The sequence below is a fragment of the Lentilitoribacter sp. JB5-8 genome (assembly GCF_055693385.1).
This window is the reverse complement of the sequence record NZ_CM146332.1, coordinates 803,424-823,116: the sequence shown is the minus strand read 5'-3', so window position 1 is coordinate 823,116 and position 19,693 is coordinate 803,424. Positions and strand designations below refer to the sequence as shown.

The window sequence follows — 19,693 nt, the reverse complement described above, 5'->3', positions numbered from 1 at the left end:
TCCACCAAATGCGATTGACAATTTTCAACCGTAATCAACGTCCGCATGCGAAAAAATACGGCTGGATAAGTCGTGCTTATTCAGCCCATAAAACAGCCGAAACAAATTAGCTTTTCTTCAATTATGCAACAAAAGTTCATTAAATTTTAGTTGCCGATTAATGTGAGTGCACGCCATATTTCGTCTTCATTCAAGCCGGACCTATCGCGCAATCTGGTTGCAATAATCTTTAAACTAACCGTTCCGAAATACTGGCTAAGGTCAGCTAGAGTCCCATTTTCAATGGCGTTTTCAGCCAACGCACGCGGCACCCATGCTGCGCCGAGCCCGGCGCTCGCCAATTGTAAAACAGCCGGAGATAGCGCTGTTTCTGCAACGGTGTTAACGCGACACTTGCTTTCAAGTTTTGGTAAAACTTGTCGGTTGAATTCAATGCCTAGAAAAACATCGGCAGGATATGCGACAATATCGAGGCGACCATTGTGGAACCGCCACAAAAGATCATCCACTTTAGATCTGTCAAAAACAGGTATAAACGTATCATCTGCGACCACTATTTCTTCGGTTAAAATATTATTTTGTCGACCAGAATCTAAGAGTGTTCGATAAGTCAAAGTAATGCTGGCCTGCGCTGTTAATAGCAGCGCCTCGCATTCGTCACGATTTCCCGAGCGTAGGCGAACATGTGTTTTATCTATGTTTGAAATTCGCTTTACAAGGCTTGGTCCCAAAGATGTGGTAATCGCATGTTGTGCTGCGATGACAATATGTTTTGCCCCTTCGCGCCCTTCTACTTGTAATTGTTTGATCATATGGGTTTGCATATAGGCAAGCTGACGTAACTCATTGCTATAATTTTGAACAACATCCGAAGGCTTATTTGGCTTTGCTGTTCTATTGATCAGTTCAATACCCAAAATATTTTCTGCTGCTTGAATGCGACGCGAAAATGCAGATTGGGAAATATTCCTGGAATTTGCTGCCTCCACAATGGAGCCAGTATCCAAAATAGCAACTAAATCTTCCAGCCAGTCAAATTTCATAGGATCACCACATTATGCAAATAATGCATATTATGCGGAATATTATGCATTTGTAAAGGCTCTTAAACTGTGTTCTGCTCGGTTAACAGCATTATCACGGAGTTCTTTTTCATGCATTTTTCGCGTTTTCCTCGTGTTGCCATTGGGCATCTTCCTACAGCGCTTGAGCCAATGGATCGCTTGTCCGAAAAACTTGGCGGTCCTCGTATTTGGATTAAGCGCGATGACTGTACTGGGCTATCTACCGGGGGCAACAAGACGCGTAAGCTTGAGTTCTTAATGGCCGAAGCTCAAGACATGGGGGCCGATATTGTGATGACACAAGGTGCCACTCAGTCTAACCATGCGCGACAAACAGCAGCTTTTGCTGCACGTATTGGCATGGATTGCCATATTCTTTTAGAGGACCGGACGGCCTCAAAGGATCCAAACTACAATCATAACGGTAACGTATTTCTCGATTATCTGCACGGGGCATCTGCTGAAAAGCGCCCGGGCGGTTCAGATATGAACGCTGAGATGGAAGCTGTTGCAGACCAATATCGTGCAGCAGGTCGTAAGGTTTACACGATCCCTGGAGGTGGCTCAAATCCAACCGGTGCTTTGGGTTATGCCAATGCGGCGATGGAAATTGTACAACAGGCAAATGTTATGGGCCTGAAGATTGACCGAATTGTTCACGCAACTGGTAGCGCTGGTACGCAGGCCGGATTGGTCGTTGGTTTAAAAGCCATGAATGCCAATATACCGCTTTTGGGTATTGGTGTGAGAGCTGCCAAAGCCCAACAAGAGGAAAATGTCTACAAGCTTGCTTTGGCGACAGCTGAAAAACTTGGCTGCGCGGGTGTTGTTGAGCGCGATGATGTGAAAGCAAACACAGACTATGTCGGCGAAGGCTACGGTATCCCAACGCCGGAATGTTTGGAAGCTATTGAAATGTTCGCCCGTTACGAAGCTATCCTGCTTGATCCAGTTTATTCTGGCAAAGGCGCAGCTGGCTTGATTGATTTGGTATCCAAGGGAGAATTTTCGAGCGATAAAAATATCGTCTTTTTGCACACCGGCGGCGCGGCGGCACTATTTGGTTACACAGACACCTTTGGGTACGATAAACCTGCAATGCAGGCTGCTGAATAGAGATATATGAGCTTGCCAATGATGTCTTTTACTGGATCAGTCATTCAAAAAGCGCCGTTGCTAGAAGCAATTATAAGTCTAGTTTCTTTGGCATTTCATTTAGGAAGGTCGCATCCTAGCATTTTAACCGCGGGCAATCAGATTGGTAGGCAGAACTCTAACAATGTTCTACCGCTGAATGTGAAGGGTGCAGAATAATGTCCTCTCTCGCGACCATCGGCGTGTTAGGCGGTATGGGACCGCAAGCAACAATCCTCTTTATGCAAAAATTGTTAAAGAGTGTGGATGCAGGTGATGACCGGGATCATATCCCGCTTCTTGTCGACAATAATACCCAAGTCCCTTCTCGCATAAAAGCCATCTTGGAAGATGGCGATGAGACGCCGGGCAAAACGCTAACCTATATGGCACGCCGGCTAGAGGATGCAGGGGCAAATGCTCTGGTTATGCCCTGTAACACTGCCCATCATTATGCACACGATATTGCAGCTGCGATCGATATACCCTTCATCGACATGGTTGCACTTTCATCCGATTTTGCGAGATCCATTACGGGTATAAACGGCCGTATTGGTGTTTTGGGTTCGCCAGCACTCCATAAAGTGGCTGTTTATGAAAACCCACTCCAAAACGCAAACTTATCTGCCGTCTACAGTGATGATAACCAAGAACTATTGCGCATTATCAAGCATGTGAAAAGCAAAGGACCGTCAGCTCAAATTGGTGCAGATCTCAATCAAATTGCAAAAGCTCTCTTTGCTCAGGGTGCGGATGCATTGATGATCTGCTGTACAGAATTTTCCGTGCTTGCTGACCATATCGACATCGATGCTCCGGTTTTTGACACATTGGATGTTCTGGTAAAGGCGTCAGCCCAATTTGCCAAAAACACGAGCGACCCAATTACCCCTACCAACATACAATCGGCGTCTGGGCCAAATGCCGAATTAACGTATCAAACATAAGGCTCAAAATGAGAGGAAACAAAACATGTTGAAATCCACCAAGCGCCTTCTATGCGCAACAGCGATGGCTGCCATGACAGCCACATCCGCACAAGCTGCGGATCTTGTGCTCGGTGTTCCAAACTGGGATGCAGCTAATGCGACATCAAATATCTTAAAATTGGTAATCGAAGAAAATTTCGGCTTAGAAGTTGAGCTTCAAAACGGTACCAACCCAATCATCTTCGAAGCCATGGATGCAGGTTCTATGCATCTTCATCCAGAAGTATGGTTGCCTAACCAGCAAAACTTGCATGACAAATATGTCGGCACTCAGAAAAGTGTTGTGATGAATGAAAAACCAGTTCGCGCTGAACAAGGTATTTGCACAACAAAACACATTTCTGAAACATATAACATCACATCAATCAATGATCTGACGGATCCTGATAAAACAGCAATCTTCGATAAGGATGATGATGGTAAGCCAGAAATTTGGCTTGGTGCACCGGGTTGGGCATCAACAGTTATCGAGAAAATTCGCGCTAAATCCTATGGTTATGATCAGGTATTCGATCTGGAAGAATATGATGGCCAGGTTGCTTGGGGTGAGTTGGGCGCAGCATCTGATTCAGATACACCTTGGATTGGTCACTGCTATAAGCCAAACTTTATTTTCGTTGCATATGATTTGGTTTTCTTGGAAGAGCCAGCACATGACCCGGCTACTTGGACGATCGTTCAACCAACTGATGACCCACAATGGTTGGAAAAATCCTCAGCTTCGACAGCTTGGAACGGCGCATCTTTGCACCTACACTATGCTGCTAATATCAAGGAAAACTTCCCTGAAGTTGCTGCTATGTTGGATAATTACTCCATGCCGCCGGCAACGCTAAGTGAAGCAGGCTATGCAATGGGAATCGACGGCCAAAGTGCTGAAGACTTCGCAAAAACATGGGTAGCTGAAAATCAAGATGTCGTTTTGAGCTGGTTGGCCAACTAATACTGGATCAATCCTTTTTGCCCCGCGCTGTGGCTTATTTTAAGCCGCAGCGCAAAAACTTTTTCTAATACTATCTGAGGCTCATATGTCCGAAACTGTTGTCGAACTTTCCAATGTCTGGAAAGTATTTGGTGATCGTGCTGACGAAACGATTGCAGAAACAATTCACAGGCCCTTAAGCAAACAAGAGGCCTTAGATGAATTTGGAACCGTCATTGGTGTTCGTGATGCATCCTTTGATGTCAAACGCGGTGAGATATTCTGTATTATGGGGCTGTCTGGCTCTGGAAAATCAACGCTGGTCAGGCATGTTAATCGGCTAATTGAGCCAAGCGCTGGCTCGATACGTGTGCTTGGCAAGGATGTCGGTGCCATGAACAAAACCGAGCTGCGTGACATGCGCGCCCGTGACATTGGAATGGTCTTTCAGCACATGGCTTTAATGCCACATCGTTCCGTGCGCGAGAATGTGGCATACCCTCTTGAAATTCGTAAAATTCCGAAGTCCAAACGTTGGGCAATATCAGATTATGCCCTTGGACTGGTGGATTTAACCGGTTTTGAGGATCGTCTTCCACGTGAATTATCAGGTGGTATGCAACAGCGTGTGGGCATTGCGCGAGCGCTCGCGAGTGATCCTGAAATTCTCCTGATGGATGAGCCGTTTTCAGCGCTTGACCCTTTAATTCGTCTGCAGCTTCAAGATCAGTTCAAGGCGCTTGTGCGAGATCTCAATAAATCAACACTTTTCATTACCCATGATTTGGACGAAGCTATTCGCATTGGCCATCGTATTGCCATCATGAAAGACGGTGTAATAGTGCAGATCGGCACGCCAGAGGAAATCGTCACGCAGCCAGCCGACGATTATGTAAGAGAGTTTGTACAAGGCATTTCCCGGTTAAAACTCGTCCGTGCGCACACGATCATGGAGCCTTTAAATAAGGACTGTTTTAAAAATTTAGCCAGCGCTTTGCGGGTTGATGGGCAAAAAGATCTTGATTTTTTGATCGACATTTCAATTGGAAGCGATCAGCCACTTGTTGTGACTGAACACGGCAAAGATGTTGGATTGATTTCAAAAACCACGCTGCTGCGCGGTATTCAAGGAGGCAAGTGATGAGCAAGAATTCTCAAGCAACAGATCTGGTTCCAGATGCAACGCCTGCAGGGTCCGTTCAGGATATTGAAGTTGACCGTAAGGCGCTAGATGCATCGATCGCGGAATTTGTTGATCGCAATCCCGAATTTTATTCGCGCACATTTTATACCATTCACGATACGACAAGCGGCATTCCACGTGTCTTCAACTTTGCAGCCGCACTGTTGGGTCCACTTTGGGCCGCAGCCCGCGGTGTATGGGGGTTCTTCTGGGGTTTTCTTATTCTCGAGATCATCGCCTGGGTGCAAATTGGACGTGGTACCTGGGGTGAACTTGGTGCAAGTGATTTGGCCCAAGCTGAGCGGCAAACAGCTCGTGCAGAGCAATTCCTTGAACAAGCTCGTATTGCAAAAGAGGCTGGTGAAGATCCTACGCGTTTTGAAACATTAAGCAGCAATCTTATGCGTGCTGCGGATCGAAGTCGGGAAGCAGCTGAAGCGGCAGCGGCTGATAGTTTTGCTATATTGATGGCTGGCTTGGGATTGTTGCTAATACTGCGCCTTTTGCAAGGTGTATGGTCAAACATTGCTTATGAAAAACAGTACACAAAATGGCGTGTTTCTCCACTTTCTGTTTCCTCTGGTTTTCAGATTCAAAACATTATTTTTGGCGTTGTTTTGGTACTCATTATTATGCCTCTGACAGTCTATCGTTTCACTATTGATAATATACCAGACTGGTTGTCCGCATTTCCTGCAAATCCAGACCATTACGGAATAACTGCCCGTTGGTTAGAAGGTGCAATCGACAACGCAGCAAAGGGCGGCGCCGGTGCTTTTGATAGTGTTGTGCTCGCAGTTCGCCAAATTCTCGACACCTTATCGCTCGCACTAATTGGAACACCTTGGCCGGTTGTAATGGCTGTTATTTTTGTGTTTGCATGGCGTGCAGCGGGCTCACGGGTTGCGATATTTACAGCCGCAGCGCTCGCTTATATTGCGTTTCTGGGTTATTGGGAAATTGCAATGGAAACGGTCGCTTTAGTAGGTGCAGCCGTTGTTCTTAGCGTTATATTTGGCATTCCATTAGGAATTTGGTTTGGTAAATCTCAACGCGCTTACAAGTTTGCAGAACCTGTGCTCGACTTGATGCAAACATTACCTGCTTTTGTTTATCTCATTCCCATTATTGCATTCTTTGGTACGGGCAATCCCCCCGGTATTTTGGCGACCATTATTTTTGGCATGCCCCCGGTTATTCGACTAACCGCTCTTGGCATGCGCGGTGTGCCCGAAAGCATTAAAGAAGCGGCAATCGCGTTTGGGGCATCACGTAGCCAGTTGCTAAGAGATGTTGAAATACCACTTGCATTGCCGTCCATCATGACCGGGGTCAATCAGACAATTCTGATGTGCTTGTCTATGGTTGTAATCATTTCGCTCATTGGCGGCGGCGGATTAGGAAAAGTTATTTTAGAGGCTTTGCAATTTGCTGCCAAAGGTCCCGGCTTATTAGGCGGCTTTGCCATCTTATTCGTTGCAATGGTCATTGATCGCATCGTGCAAGGCGCATTCCGTCGAGCTGATCAACGTTAATTAAATTTGGTAATTACTTATGACAATCACATACATAAAAAAAGCAGAAATGCATGCTGAAAGCGGACAGGACGACGTTCGCGAAAGAGTGCAATCCATCCTTGACGAAATCGAAGATGGCGGCGAAAAAGTTGCGCAAAAATTTGCAAAAATTTTCGACAAATGGGATGGCCCTGCGCTGGTAACGCCTGACGAATTGTTGGCCGCAGAAAAAGCTGTACCTCAAAAGCTTAAAGATGATATCCGCTTTGCGCATGATAATATTCGTCGTTTTGCTGAAACGCAGAAAGCGACTATTAGCGATTGCGAATTAGAGGTTCAGCCCGGATTTTTTGCTGGCCAAAAACAGATACCTATGTCGGCCGCTGGATGTTATGTGCCAGGTGGCCGCTATAGCCATATTGCATCTGCGATTATGACAATCACAACGGCAAAGGTTGCAGGTGTAAAACATATAACCGCATGCTCCCCACCCAAACCAGGTGTTGGAATTCCCCCGGCAATTCTCTTTACGATGAAGCTTTGTGGTGCTGATGCTGTGCTCAATATGGGGGGCGTACAGGGCATTGCATCAATGGGATTTGGTCTTTTCGATTTGCCCAAAGCTGATATTCTCGTTGGACCGGGCAATCAGTTTGTTGCCGAAGCAAAACGCATTTTATTTGGCCGTGTTGGCATTGATATGTTTGCAGGGCCTACAGATTCAATGGTTGTTGCGGATAGCACAGCCGATCCATACCTCGTAGCATGGGACCTCGTTGGACAGGCAGAACACGGTTACAATTCTCCTGTTTGGCTAACCACCAATGATCAAGCTCTGGCGCATAAGGTTTCTGGGCTTATCCCGGAAATTATAAAACAGCTCCCAGAAACCAATGCACTCAATGCTGAGGCTGCATGGCGTGACTATGGCGAAATTATCTTGTGCGATCATGCAGAGGAAATGGCACAAATATGCGATGAATATGGTCCCGAGCACTTACACATTCAGGCAAGCGATTTGGATTGGTGGCTTGAACGCCTACAATCCTACGGTTCGCTGTTTCTTGGTGAAGAAACTACTGTTGCATTTGGTGATAAGGCAGCTGGCCCAAATCATGTATTACCGACCTCCGGTGCAGCGCGCTACACAGGTGGATTATCGGTTCATAAATATATGAAGACCGTCACATGGCAACGTGCTACGCAACAAGGTTCAAAAGCGATTGCGCAAGCTACAGCCCGTATCTCACGTTTGGAAGGCATGGAAGGCCATGCACGTACAGCGGATGTGAGGCTTGAAAAATACTTCCCAAATGAGAGTTTTGATCTCTCCGCTGCACAAGATTAAAACATTGCTAGCTGAAATTAAACATCTCGGCCGCGGGCATCGCGGCCTTACTGTTGCGACCACAATTGCGCTGTGTGCAGCATTTTTGTCGGAGCATTATCGTGCGCCGGTAATGCTCTTTGCTTTGCTGATTGGTATGGGTTTTCATTTTCTTGCCGAGGATGAACAGTGTAAAACAGGTTTGGATTTCGCATCAAAAACGCTGCTTAGATTAGGTGTTGCGTTATTGGGGTTTCGACTAAGCTTCAGCGATGTCGCGGGACAAGGTTGGGAGCCAATTGCATTGATCATAGCTTTGGTCGCAATGACAATTTTGAGCGGATTGGTGCTTGCGCCACTCTTTAAGCGCACAACCCAGTTTGGTTTGCTAACAGGTGGTGCCGTTGCAATCTGTGGTGCTTCTGCTGCCCTGGCAATTTCTGCTGCGATGCCAACAAATAAGAACCTTGAACAAAACACATTGTTCACTGTGATCGCAGTAACAGCATTATCAACCATTGCGATGGTTCTTTATCCATTATTATTTGCCATCCTCGGTTTTAATGACGCGCAAGCAGGTTTTTTAATTGGTGCAACCATCCATGATGTCGCGCAGGTTGTGGGTGCTGGTTATACAGTAAGTGATACCGCAGGAGATGTGGCAACGCTAACCAAACTGCAACGCGTCTTGTTGTTGCCGGTTGCGATTTTGTGCATCACGATTGGCTATAGAAACAAAGCGGAGGGCAAAATTCGCATACCGCTTTTTGTTATCATGTTCGGTGTTTTTGTGACCATTAATTCGTTTGGTGTCGTCCCCGCTTTCATCGTTGATATCTTGGTGGACGCCAGTCGGTGGTTGTTAATTATCGCAATTGCTGCCTTGGGTGTGAAAACTTCGCTTAAGGCAATGTTTAATCTTGGTAGCAGGCATATTGTGCTGGTGTGTATGCAAACAATATTGCTGCTTGGAGCAGCGATCATGCTGGTAAAATTTATCAATATCTAAATTGGAGATGAAAATGACTTTACACATTGTTACCGCCGAAGGTGCGCCGCCCGCAGTTGGTCCCTATAGCCATGCCGTTGTTCATGGTGGTGTTGCGTATATTTCAGGTTGCTTGGCGCTTGACGAGAAAGCAAATTTCCTAGGTGGTGATGCGGCTGCACAAGCGGCAAAAGCACTCTCAAATTTAGAACTTGTGTTAAAGGCGTCCGGCGCTGAAAAAAACAGTGTTATGAAAGTTGTTGTGTTTTTGACAGATATGGCAGATTTCCCGGCAGTTAATAGTATTTACACCGAGTTCTTTGGGGAGCATAAACCAGCACGATCCTGTGTTGCTGTTGCTCAATTACCGCTTGGGGCCACTGTTGAAATTGAAGCTATCGCAAGCGCATCAAACTCGATCTAATCAAAAGACTAAATAATTCTCCCGTTATCAAACGCACCAAAATTTTTATAAAGTAGGTGGCTCATAAACTGAAATTCAAAATTTTAGTAATACTAAAAAACTGCTTGACTTCGTTAAGTAGCTGTGAAAAATTTTAGTCATGCTAAAAAAACCTACTGTCGAAAAAGATTTGGATTTGGTGTCGTTGGGTGAAAAACTTCGTCAGCGTCGCAAAGAATTACGTCTCACATTAAGCGATGTTGCCAAGGGTGCTGGTCTGTCCGTTGGATTTATCAGTCAGGTCGAGCGCAACATCACGGCACCCTCTTTAGGCTCGCTTGCGACAATCGCTTCTGTGTTAGATTTTCCGATCAATGCGTTCTTAGAAGGCGCCACAAAAAATGAGGAAGTCACACGCAGTGTTGACCGGTCCAAATTTGGTGTGCCGGGACTTGAAGTTTCTTATGAGCGTATTTCATCCTCATTTGCTGGAAGTACAATTCATTCGGTGATTGTGCATGAACCCCCAGGGCACCGAGTAGAGCCGATCAGTCATGAAGGTGAAGAAATGTTCTTCATTTTATCAGGCGAAATTACCGTTGAAGTGGAAGGTGAGCGCTCAGTTTTGCGCACCGGGGATTCCGTTCACTTTGATTCAAGACGAACCCATTCAATATGGAATCACACTGCCGGAACCACATCAATATTGTGGTGCGGAACAATGGATATTTTTGGAGATGAAAATCCCGAGCCTATCCATAAATAAATAAAAATAAAAACGAACAAACCAACGGAGATGGAACATGAAACCTAACAGATTGATGATTGGGGTGATGCTGCTCGCCTCGACAACTCTGGCTTCGCCAGTTTTCGCGGAAACAGTTTTACGAATTGATGAAGTTGCAGTGGGTGAACTTGACCCTGCAAAAGCATCGGATTATGCGGACAGCATTTTGATGTTCAATGTTTATGATACATTGGTGCTGCCAAAACAGGGTGGCCCGGGGCATGACGGACATTTGGCCGAAAGCTGGACCAGTGATGGATCGACTTACACTTTTACGCTTCGCGACGGGATTAATTTCCAAAGCGGAAATCCACTAAACGCTGAAGATGTGGTGTTTTCACTTGAGCGCATGCAAGGTATTGGCCAAGGCTTATCATATTTGTTTGGTGGTGTGACAGCGGAAGCTGTTGACGATAAAACCGTAAAGTTCACCCTTGAAAGCCCTTATGCACCATTTGTTGCTTCGCTCGTTCGCTTGCCAATTGTGGATAAAAAATTGGTGATGGAAAATCTGGGTGATGGCGAAGGTGAAATGAAAGATTGGGGCCAAGCTTTCCTTTCCGGAAATGGCGCAGGCACTGGTGCTTACACCGTCAAATCACACAACCCGCAAGAAGAAACTGTGATGGCAAAAAATGCTGGCTATTTCATGGATATTATTGCGGCTGCACCTGATACTGTGCGACTTCGCTATGGTTTGGAAGCGGCAACAGTTCGTACACTTATCGCGCAGGGCGAACATGATATCGCCTCACAATGGCTTCCACCTGAAGTGGTTACAGCGCTGGCAAAAGATGGTGCTCAGCTTTTAACTGAAACGGGGACAGGTGCATTTTATTTTAAGATGAATACGACCAAAGCTCCGTTGGATGATGTTAATTGTCGCCTCGCTTTGTCACATGCATTTGACTACAACACCGCTGTGCAAATGATTGCGATTACCGATGATGTGTCAGCAGGTAGTCCAGCAACAGGTGCAATCCCGGTTGGGATGTTTGGTGCAAATGGCACTGAAATGGTCCAAGCGCAAAGTTTAGATAAGGCGAAAGAATATCTAGCGGCTTGTAAATATGGCGCAGCTGATATGAACATCGAAGTTAGCTGGATTGCTGAAGTTCCGCTTGAAGAAAGATTTGCACTTTTAATGCAAGCAAACTTCCAGCAACTTGGTATCAAGTCTGAGATTAAAAAATTGCCTTGGGCGCTCTTTGCCGAGCAAGTTTCAAAACCTGAAAACACACCACATATCAGTCAGCTCTTCGTGAACGCTGTTACCGGTGATCCAGATACATTGCTTTATGGCATGTACCATTCTTCAACGCCTGGTACCTGGCAGTCTCCTGAATATCTAAATGATGCACAAGTGGATGAGTATTTAGATGCAGGACGAACTGCATCTGATGATGCAGGTAGAGAAGCGGCTTATAAAAAGCTCAATGCGAGACTAATGGAAATCGCGCCAACAATTTATGGCTTTGATCGTCAGTCGGTATTTGCGGCGTCGAACCGAGTTAAAGTCCCAGCGCTTAGCGATCCTTCCAAAGCATTTGGTTTAGACGGAATGGGCTTTAGCTTCCGCTTAATGGAAATGGTTGAATAAACCAGATCCAAAGATGGTGGCCTGCTCCCGGGCCACCATCCCCTGTTTTAAGCCAATTTGGTAGTTTTATGTCTTCAATTTTACGCCTTTTATGGCACAGGCTGGTCATTTCCATTGTGGTATTGATTGGCGTTTCAATGCTGATATTCGTGATTGCCCGAATTATTCCGGGTGATCCAGCTCGTATCGCTTTGGGACCCAATGCGACCGCAGAACAGATCGCAAATTTGCGCGCTGACCTTCATCTTAATGAGTCTATTTTCGCCCAATATGGCTATTTCATTGCCGATTTGTTTCAAGGTGACTTGGGGATTTCGCTTTATACCAATCGGCCGGTCACGCTTGATATCGCGCAATTTTTGCCAGCAACGCTTGAATTGGTTTTGATAGCCGGGATTTTCATGATCCTCATTGGACTTCCGTTAGGCGTGTTATCTGCACGATTTCAAAACAAATGGCCTGATCATCTTATTCGCGTTATTTCGCTGGTGACAGTATCGGCGCCCAGCTTTGTTTGGGCTGTCATTTTCATGCTGCTCTTTGCGTTTTATCTTCCGCTTTTTCCGATCGCTGGTCGGTTATCTGATATCTATGAGATTGATCGCGTCACCGGATTTTTGTTTATCGATACTTTGATTGCAGGCAATTTGTCAGCTTTTGGTGATGCGGTTCGACACATCATTTTGCCCGCGTTGGCTTTGGCGCTTTCTGGCATTGGTCAAGCTGCGCGGCTCACCCGGGCCAACATGGTTGAAACCTACAAGAAGCCATACATTGAAATGGCGCAGGCATATGGGTTTTTCCCATCGCGAATAGCCAATCATTATGCGTTCAAACCTTCGCTTATTCCTTCACTAACAATTATTGGTCTGGATTTTGCTGCGATGTTTGGCAACGCGTTTTTGGTTGAAGCTGTCTTCGCTTGGCCAGGTTTATCGCGCTACGGCGTTGCGGTGATTTTGCGCAAAGATCTAAACGCCATCATGGGGACTGTTTTAATTATCGCATTAGCATTTGTCGTCGTGAACATTATCGTTGATCTCATCATTGCATTTCTCAACCCGCGCATTCGTTACAGCGAGAAAGCAAAATCATGATCAGAGCTTTCTACATATTAAAATCAAACCCTTTGTCCCTGATAGGCTTCATGCTTGTTTTAACGATCACGCTCTGTGCAGTTTTCGCGCCACTAATAGCACCTTTCCCAGATCATAATGGAGCAGTTGTTGATTTTCTAAACGCCAATAAAGCGCCATCTGCACAAAACTGGATGGGCACCGATCTTGTTGGTCGGGATATCTTCAGCCGGATTATCTACGCTTATCAAATAAGTCTGGTTTTGGGTGTTGTGGTGCTTGCGATATCTACGCCAATTGGCGCCGTGGTCGGACTGATCGCTGGATATAAAGGCGGTTGGATTGAAACGGTGTTAATGCGGATCACAGATGTGTTTTTGTCTGTGCCACCGTTGGTGCTCGCAATTGCGATGATGGGCGTGTTGGAACCCACTTTAACCAACGCAATGTTGGCTGTTACTGCCATGTGGTGGCCGTGGTATGCGCGACTTGTCTATAATATTGCAAGATCAGAGCGCGAAGAAGGTTATGTACTTGCAGCAGAAGTTATTGGCGCTTCGAGCAATCATATTACGTTTCGCGAAATTTTGCCCAATTGTCTTCCTGCGATCATTACCAAAATGACGCTTGATATGGGCTTTGTCATCATCATTGCATCCTCGCTTTCATTTCTTGGACTTGGTGTTCAACCGCCAACGCCAGATCTTGGCTCGATGGTGGCAGAAGGCGCGCGTTATTTGCCTGATAGTTGGTGGTTGAGCGTTTTCCCGGGACTTGCAATTTTGTTAGCTGTATTTGGGTTCAATCTCTTGGGCGACGGATTGCGTGAGATATTGGGGGTGGAAGAATAATGTCACTGCTTGATATTAAAAATCTTGAACTCTCTTTTAAAAGCTACAAAGGTTCTTCAAAGGTGCTTCACGGTATTGATTTAAACATCAATCGTGGCGAGCGCGTTGCTCTTGTTGGCGAAAGCGGATCGGGAAAATCGGTGACCGCGCGGCTAGTTTTGGGCCTGTTGCAAGAGGCGCATAATGCAACGGCTCGCGGTCAGATTTTATTCGATGGCCAGGATGTTAATTTAATGAAAAATAAGGATCGGGCCAGCTTACGCGGCACTGATATTTCGATGATTTTTCAGGATCCAACATCCTCGCTTAATCCAAGCTTTACGATCGAAACGCAGTTCTATGATGTGCTTAAACGCAGAACACCTTCGCTCACAAAAAATGAGAGTTTTGAACGCGCATTGCAATTGTTGGATGATGTTTCAATTGCTGACCCAGAACGCGTCTTAAAATCATATAATTTTCAAATGTCTGGCGGAATGAACCAACGGATCATGATCGCAATGGCGTTGGCCAATAGGCCCAAATTGCTGCTCGCAGATGAGCCGGGAACAGCGCTTGATGTAACAGTACAATCTCAAACGCTGAAGTTAATGCGCGATCTTGTTGCTGAAAATGATACCGCCGTATTACTCATCTCGCACAATCTGGGTGTGGTGCGTGAATTTGCCGATAGGCTTTATGTCATTTATCGAGGCCGGATCGTTGAAGAGGGTCACACGGTATCAATCTTTGACAATCCGCAACATGGTTATACCAAAGCTTTGTTAAACGCCATTCCGCGAATTACTGGTGGCGGTCTGCCTGAAATTGCTGAAGAAACAGATGATTATTTGGCTCCTAAAATTACACATGGAGCGATCTGATGTCATTTTTAGAGATTAGCAATTTATCGAAAAACTTCAAAACCAAACACGGCGATGTAAAGGCAGTACAGGATGTGAGTTTTGATGTCGAAAAGGGTGAATGTCTCGCTGTGGTGGGTGAATCAGGTTCAGGTAAATCGACCATTGCAAACATGATTTTGGGCATATTAGAACCCACTTCCGGCACGATGAAATTAAAGGGTGATTTGCTGCCGCAAAAGCGCACCAAAGACCATCGCCGCGCCATTCAGTTTGTACAACAGAACCCACTTTCATCGCTGAACCCAAAACGCACCATTGGTGCATCGGTAAGATTGGGTTTGGATACCTATAATATGGGTGCACCAAACGAGCGCTGTGCATTGGTTGAAAAAGCACTAAGCGACGTTGGTCTTGATGGTGAGCTCCGATCCCGTCCACCTGCTGGTTTATCAGGCGGTCAACGCCAGCGTGTGAGCATCGCCCGTGCATTGGCCTGCGAGCCCGAATTACTTGTTTTAGATGAACCAACATCTGCGCTTGATGTTTTGGTTCAAGCGCGCGTGCTTCAGCTTTTAAACAGGTTACGGGATGAGAAAAACCTGACCTATATTTTCATCACACATGATCTGGCGGTTGTGCGCAATGTGGCAGATCGGGTTGCTGTGTTTAAAGCAGGCAAACTTGTTGAGATGAATACAACTGAAAATATCTTCACCAACCCCGGAACTCAATACACGAAAGAGCTGATCAATGCTGTCCCTGTTATCGATGAAGAAGAACTCATGCTCAAAGATAAACTGGTGGTAAAACCATGACCGAATTCCACGAAATTCTATCCAAAGTCGATCAACCTATGACGGCTTTTAAAGCTCTTGAGCACTTAGTTGATCAAACCATTGGGGTGAAATTGTTCACCTTAATGGAAATAGATCATGAAAAGGGCGTTGCAAGGCGGACCTATAGTAACATGCCAGATGTCTATCCTTCATCGGGTGAAAAACCCATTCAGGATAATGCCTGGACCCAAAAAGTGCAGGTGCACCACGAGACATTTGTTGCCAACAATATTGATGAGATCGCTGAGGTCTTCGGCGATTATGAACTTATTCAATCGCTCGGATGCGAGAGCTGTTTGAACCTTCCAATTATTGTCAATGGAGAGGCGATTGGCACCTTAAACTGTCTTCACGATGCGGGCCGCTATACTCCCGAACGTGTTGCTGCAGCCGAAGAATTAAAACAAGCAGGTGCGATGACCTTTTTATTGGCCGCATCTTTGAGAAAAGGAAATTAGTATGTCAGAAAAAGTCTTACGTGCTGCCACAGATGTTGGCGGAACTTTTACTGATTTGGTTGCGTTTGAAACCTCAAAAGATGGTAGCATTGAAATCATCACATCAAAGTCCGATACAACCCCGCCTAACTTTGAACAGGGTGTTTTAAACGTCATTGAAAAGGCAGGCATCAATGTCGCCGATATCGATTTCATGGCGCATGGGACAACTGTCGTTATCAATGCGCTAACCGAACGCAAGGGTGTGAAAGTTGGGCTGATCACGACAAAAGGGTTTCGTGATACTCTTGAAATTGCCCGCGGTAATCGTCCTGATTTCTTTAATTTGCATTATGTCAAACCTGAGCCTTTTGTACCGCGTTATTTGCGTTGCGAGGTGCCGGGCCGAATGAGCTATAAAGGCGAAGAGCGAGAAGCGCTTGATTTATCTGGTCTCGCGGACATCATCGCTTTGTTTAAATCAGAAGGTGTTGAAGCAGTCGCAATTTGCTTATTGCACTCTTATGCAAACACCCATCACGAAGTTGCGCTGCTGGAGGCTGTTCAAGAGCAATGGCCGGAAGTTTCGGTTGTCGCCAGCCATCAAATCACTAGGGAATGGCGCGAATATGAACGATCTAATACAGCTGCACTTTCAGCTTATGTGCAGCCAGTTGCAGCAAAATATCTCGGCAATTTAGATAAGGGCCTAGAAGAAAAAGGCTTAAAGAAATCACCCTTTATCATGCAGTCCAATTGCGGCGTTGATAGCTTAAAGGCAACATCACGCGTGCCAATCACAATGGTGGAAAGTGGGCCAGCATCAGGTTTTTGGGGTGCCGCGGAACTCGGCAAGTTAATCGGTGAACGTGATATTCTCGCGCTTGATATTGGTGGCACCACGGCGAAATGTTCGCTGATCGAAGATGGCGAAGTGCGCATTATGACCGATTATTGGATTGAGCGGAGCCGTAAATCCGCCGGCTATCCGATTATGGTCCCAGTGGTCGATTTGGTTGAAATTGGTAATGGCGGAGGCTCCATCGCATGGGTGGATGATTATGACAAACTGCATGTCGGACCAAAATCCGCAGGCGCTCTACCAGGACCTGCTGCCTACGGAAAAGGTGGTTTTGAAGCGACAACTACAGATGCCAATTTGTGGCTTGGTCGCATAAACCGCGATTACTTCTGTGGTGGCGCGATCGATGCAGATATGACAGCAACCGAAACGGCGATTGACGCTCTGGCGCAAAAGCTCAGTGTGAGCAAGGATGAAGCCGCGCAAGGGATTGTGCGAATTGCTAATAATAATATGGTCAATGCGCTCAAACTTGTGTCGGTAAACCGAGGGCATGACACGCGTGATTTCACGTTATTAGCTTTTGGTGGAGGGGGCGCAATGCATGCGGTCGCGCTTGCACAAGAATTGCAGATGAACAAAGTTATCGTCCCAATGGCAGCTTCTGTGTTTTCCGCTTGGGGCATGATGATGTCTGATCTAAGACGCGATTATTTTGTCACCCAGTTGGTGGATTTATCGCCTGATGCTGCTGAGAAGATTGAACAGGTTTTTGCAGATACCGAAAAGGTTGCGCGCGAGACATTTAACTCGGAAGGTGTCGATCATGAAAAGGTTAGTTTCCTGCGCTATGGCAAGTTTAGATATCAAAATCAGGAGCACACAACTGAGGTTCTGATTGAAGGTGCAATTACCGCAGAGAGCCTTGAGGAAATAGCAGATAAATTCCATCAGACTTATGAGCGGGAATACTCTTATCGTCTCTCAGCCCCTGTTGAAATGGTGGGAATACATTTGGTTGCGCGTGCTGAGGTTGGCAAGCTTTCGATGAAGCCAGAGGCGCTGACCGATCGTCCTGCAAGTGAAGCTCTTAAAGGGGAGCGTGTTGTTGATTATGCGCTTGAAGGTAAACACGAAGCTCAAATTTACGACGGGGAGAAGCTAAAGCCGGGAATGAAGTTTGAAGGACCTGCGATCATTGAGGACCCAGGAACAACAATTGTCATTCACCCAGAAAATACCGTTGAAGTGGATGCATTTAAAAATATTCATATCATTTTAGGAGCTGCCTCATGAGTACAGATCCAATTACGCTAGAGATCATTCAAAACTCACTGCAAGCGGCCGCTGATGAGATGTTTGCGGCGATGAGAAAAACTGCGATGTCGTCCATCATTTATGAGGTGCTGGATATGGGGACGGGCATTACTGATGCCAAAGGCCGGATTGCATCTTCAGGGGCAGGGATCCCCGCATTTATCGGCGTGTTGGATAAATCAGTTCAATTCATTTTGTCCAAGCATGATGATATCCAACCAGGTGATGTGTTTATCACCAACGACCCTTGGTATGGTGGCGTGACGCATTTAAATGACTTGGTTTTAGCAATGCCGGTTTTTTCAAATGGTGCGCTTATCGCTTGGACTGCCAATATCGCTCATAATTCCGATGTGGGTGGAATGGCGCCTGGTTCATTATCAGGAGAAGCAACTGAAATTTTCCAAGAAGGCCTGCGATTACCAGCGGTAAAATTGATCCGCGAAGGGACAACCGATCAAGCTGTGATGGATATCATCACCTGCAACAGCCGCATGCCTGATTTCATTTTAGGCGATGTTTGGGCTGCCATTGCCAGTGTACGCGTAGGCGCAAAACGTTTGGAAGCATTGGCTGAAAAATATGGCGTTGAAACGTTCTCCACAGCAATGGAACGCTTCATGTCATTCGGTGAGCAAACAGCAAAGGCTGAACTTACAAAGCTACCAAGTGGTACGTTCGAGCTCTCAGAAGAGCAAGATGATGGCCGGATTTATAATGTCAAAGTGACAATCTCAGATGATGAGATGATCGTTGATCTAACCGATAATCCTGATCAAGATTTGGGACCAACCAATACCAGTCGCGATGGAACAGTTGTTTGTGCGCAGATGGTATTTAAATCAATTACCGATCCGCAAACACCGGCGAATGATGGATCGTTTAGACCCTTAAAAGTGCTAACCCGAGAAGGCTCCGTGTTCCATGCCAAAGAACCTGCTGCAATTGGGTTCTATTTTGAAACCGAAGTGCGCGTTTATGATCTTATTTGGCGTTGTCTGGCACCTCACATTCCTGAGCGTCTGCCAGCGGGCCATTTCTCATCAATTTGTGGCACATTTATTGGCGGTATTCATCCAGATACCGGTCGCCAATATACAATTATTGAACCACAAATTGGTGGATGGGGTGCGTGGGATGGGCGCGATGGAAACCCATGCATTTTCTCAGGTTTTCACGGGGAAACTTATAATACTCCAGCTGAAATTTCAGAGGCTAGAAATGGCTTATATATAGATTGTATGGCGCTCAACGATGCGCCAGGTGGCGAAGGTCAATTTACCGGCGGCCGTGGTCTGGTTCTTGAATATCGCATCCGAACCGAAAACGGGTTTCTAACAGCTGGATATACAAGATCAAAAATCAAACCTTGGCCATTGGAACAAGGTGAGGAAGGCTCCGGTAATTTTGTGGAAGTTGTCAAAGCTGATGGAAGCCAACAAAGCTATAGTTTTGTATCAGGATTGAGCGTAACAACAGACGATGTTATCCGCGTAATAACGTCATCTGGTGCAGGTTATGGCGATCCAAAAAAGCGCGATCGCAAGTCGGTTGAGTTGGATATAAAAAATGGTTTTGTTTCGCCCGAACGGGCAGCTGTGGTGTATTAGATAGT

The 19,693-nt window shown here is 46.0% G+C and carries 18 protein-coding genes; 17 read left to right on the top strand and 1 reads right to left on the bottom strand.

From position 1 onward, the window contains the following. Positions 1-146: 146 nt before the first annotated feature. Positions 147-1,043 carry a LysR family transcriptional regulator gene (locus tag ACZ1GZ_RS03950; protein ID WP_472667179.1) on the bottom strand — a complete coding sequence of 299 codons (897 nt, stop codon included), beginning with the start codon at positions 1,041-1,043 and terminating at the stop codon, positions 147-149. A gap of 111 nt (positions 1,044-1,154) precedes the next feature. Between ACZ1GZ_RS03950 and cuyA the strand changes: the two genes are divergently transcribed. From cuyA to ACZ1GZ_RS03865, 17 genes are all read left to right on the top strand, one after another. Next, positions 1,155-2,180 (top strand): D-cysteate sulfo-lyase, encoded by a 1,026-nt coding sequence (cuyA, locus tag ACZ1GZ_RS03945; protein ID WP_472667178.1) that lies wholly within the window; start codon positions 1,155-1,157, stop codon positions 2,178-2,180. Between the two features lie 197 nt (positions 2,181-2,377). After that, positions 2,378-3,145 (top strand): cysteate racemase, encoded by a 768-nt coding sequence (cuyB, locus tag ACZ1GZ_RS03940; protein WP_472667177.1) that lies wholly within the window; start codon positions 2,378-2,380, stop codon positions 3,143-3,145. A 25-nt stretch (positions 3,146-3,170) separates the two neighbouring features. Further along, on the top strand, positions 3,171-4,130 hold the full coding sequence (locus ACZ1GZ_RS03935) for an ABC transporter substrate-binding protein (RefSeq protein ID WP_472667176.1): 960 nt from the start codon (positions 3,171-3,173) through the stop codon (positions 4,128-4,130). An 85-nt stretch (positions 4,131-4,215) separates the two neighbouring features. Further along, the gene (locus tag ACZ1GZ_RS03930) at positions 4,216-5,250 is read left to right on the top strand and encodes a quaternary amine ABC transporter ATP-binding protein (RefSeq protein WP_472667175.1); all 1,035 of its coding nucleotides are present in this window, start codon (positions 4,216-4,218) and stop codon (positions 5,248-5,250) included. Continuing rightward, positions 5,250-6,827: an ABC transporter permease gene (locus tag ACZ1GZ_RS03925; RefSeq protein WP_472667174.1), complete on the top strand. Its 1,578-nt coding sequence runs from the start codon at positions 5,250-5,252 to the stop codon at positions 6,825-6,827. The genes ACZ1GZ_RS03930 and ACZ1GZ_RS03925 overlap by 1 nt, the downstream gene beginning before the upstream one ends. 19 nt (positions 6,828-6,846) lie before the next feature. Next, complete coding sequence (gene hisD, locus ACZ1GZ_RS03920; RefSeq protein WP_472667173.1) at positions 6,847-8,157, top strand: histidinol dehydrogenase; 1,311 nt, start codon at positions 6,847-6,849, stop codon at positions 8,155-8,157. Next, the gene (locus ACZ1GZ_RS03915) at positions 8,105-9,145 is read left to right on the top strand and encodes a YeiH family protein (RefSeq protein WP_472667172.1); all 1,041 of its coding nucleotides are present in this window, start codon (positions 8,105-8,107) and stop codon (positions 9,143-9,145) included. Before hisD ends, ACZ1GZ_RS03915 begins: the two co-directional genes overlap by 53 nt. 13 nt (positions 9,146-9,158) lie before the next feature. After that, positions 9,159-9,548 carry a RidA family protein gene (locus tag ACZ1GZ_RS03910; protein WP_472667171.1) on the top strand — a complete coding sequence of 130 codons (390 nt, stop codon included), beginning with the start codon at positions 9,159-9,161 and terminating at the stop codon, positions 9,546-9,548. Positions 9,549-9,687: 139 nt separating this feature from the next. After that, positions 9,688-10,293: a helix-turn-helix domain-containing protein gene (locus tag ACZ1GZ_RS03905; protein WP_472667170.1), complete on the top strand. Its 606-nt coding sequence runs from the start codon at positions 9,688-9,690 to the stop codon at positions 10,291-10,293. Positions 10,294-10,330: 37 nt separating this feature from the next. Beyond that, the gene (locus ACZ1GZ_RS03900) at positions 10,331-11,914 is read left to right on the top strand and encodes an ABC transporter substrate-binding protein (RefSeq protein ID WP_472667169.1); all 1,584 of its coding nucleotides are present in this window, start codon (positions 10,331-10,333) and stop codon (positions 11,912-11,914) included. 68 nt (positions 11,915-11,982) lie between these two features. Continuing rightward, positions 11,983-13,011: an ABC transporter permease gene (locus ACZ1GZ_RS03895; RefSeq protein WP_472667168.1), complete on the top strand. Its 1,029-nt coding sequence runs from the start codon at positions 11,983-11,985 to the stop codon at positions 13,009-13,011. Continuing rightward, positions 13,008-13,841 carry an ABC transporter permease gene (locus tag ACZ1GZ_RS03890; protein WP_472667167.1) on the top strand — a complete coding sequence of 278 codons (834 nt, stop codon included), beginning with the start codon at positions 13,008-13,010 and terminating at the stop codon, positions 13,839-13,841. The genes ACZ1GZ_RS03895 and ACZ1GZ_RS03890 overlap by 4 nt, the downstream gene beginning before the upstream one ends. Continuing rightward, positions 13,841-14,704: an ABC transporter ATP-binding protein gene (locus ACZ1GZ_RS03885; RefSeq protein WP_472667166.1), complete on the top strand. Its 864-nt coding sequence runs from the start codon at positions 13,841-13,843 to the stop codon at positions 14,702-14,704. The genes ACZ1GZ_RS03890 and ACZ1GZ_RS03885 overlap by 1 nt, the downstream gene beginning before the upstream one ends. After that, positions 14,704-15,501: an ABC transporter ATP-binding protein gene (locus ACZ1GZ_RS03880; protein WP_472667165.1), complete on the top strand. Its 798-nt coding sequence runs from the start codon at positions 14,704-14,706 to the stop codon at positions 15,499-15,501. The genes ACZ1GZ_RS03885 and ACZ1GZ_RS03880 overlap by 1 nt, the downstream gene beginning before the upstream one ends. Continuing rightward, positions 15,498-15,980 carry a GAF domain-containing protein gene (locus ACZ1GZ_RS03875; RefSeq protein ID WP_472667164.1) on the top strand — a complete coding sequence of 161 codons (483 nt, stop codon included), beginning with the start codon at positions 15,498-15,500 and terminating at the stop codon, positions 15,978-15,980. The genes ACZ1GZ_RS03880 and ACZ1GZ_RS03875 overlap by 4 nt, the downstream gene beginning before the upstream one ends. 1 nt (position 15,981) lies before the next feature. Then, positions 15,982-18,057, top strand: a complete 2,076-nt coding sequence (locus ACZ1GZ_RS03870; RefSeq protein WP_472667163.1) for a hydantoinase/oxoprolinase family protein — start codon at positions 15,982-15,984, stop codon at positions 18,055-18,057. Next, complete coding sequence (locus ACZ1GZ_RS03865; RefSeq protein ID WP_472667162.1) at positions 18,054-19,688, top strand: hydantoinase B/oxoprolinase family protein; 1,635 nt, start codon at positions 18,054-18,056, stop codon at positions 19,686-19,688. The genes ACZ1GZ_RS03870 and ACZ1GZ_RS03865 overlap by 4 nt, the downstream gene beginning before the upstream one ends. Positions 19,689-19,693 lie beyond the last annotated feature (5 nt).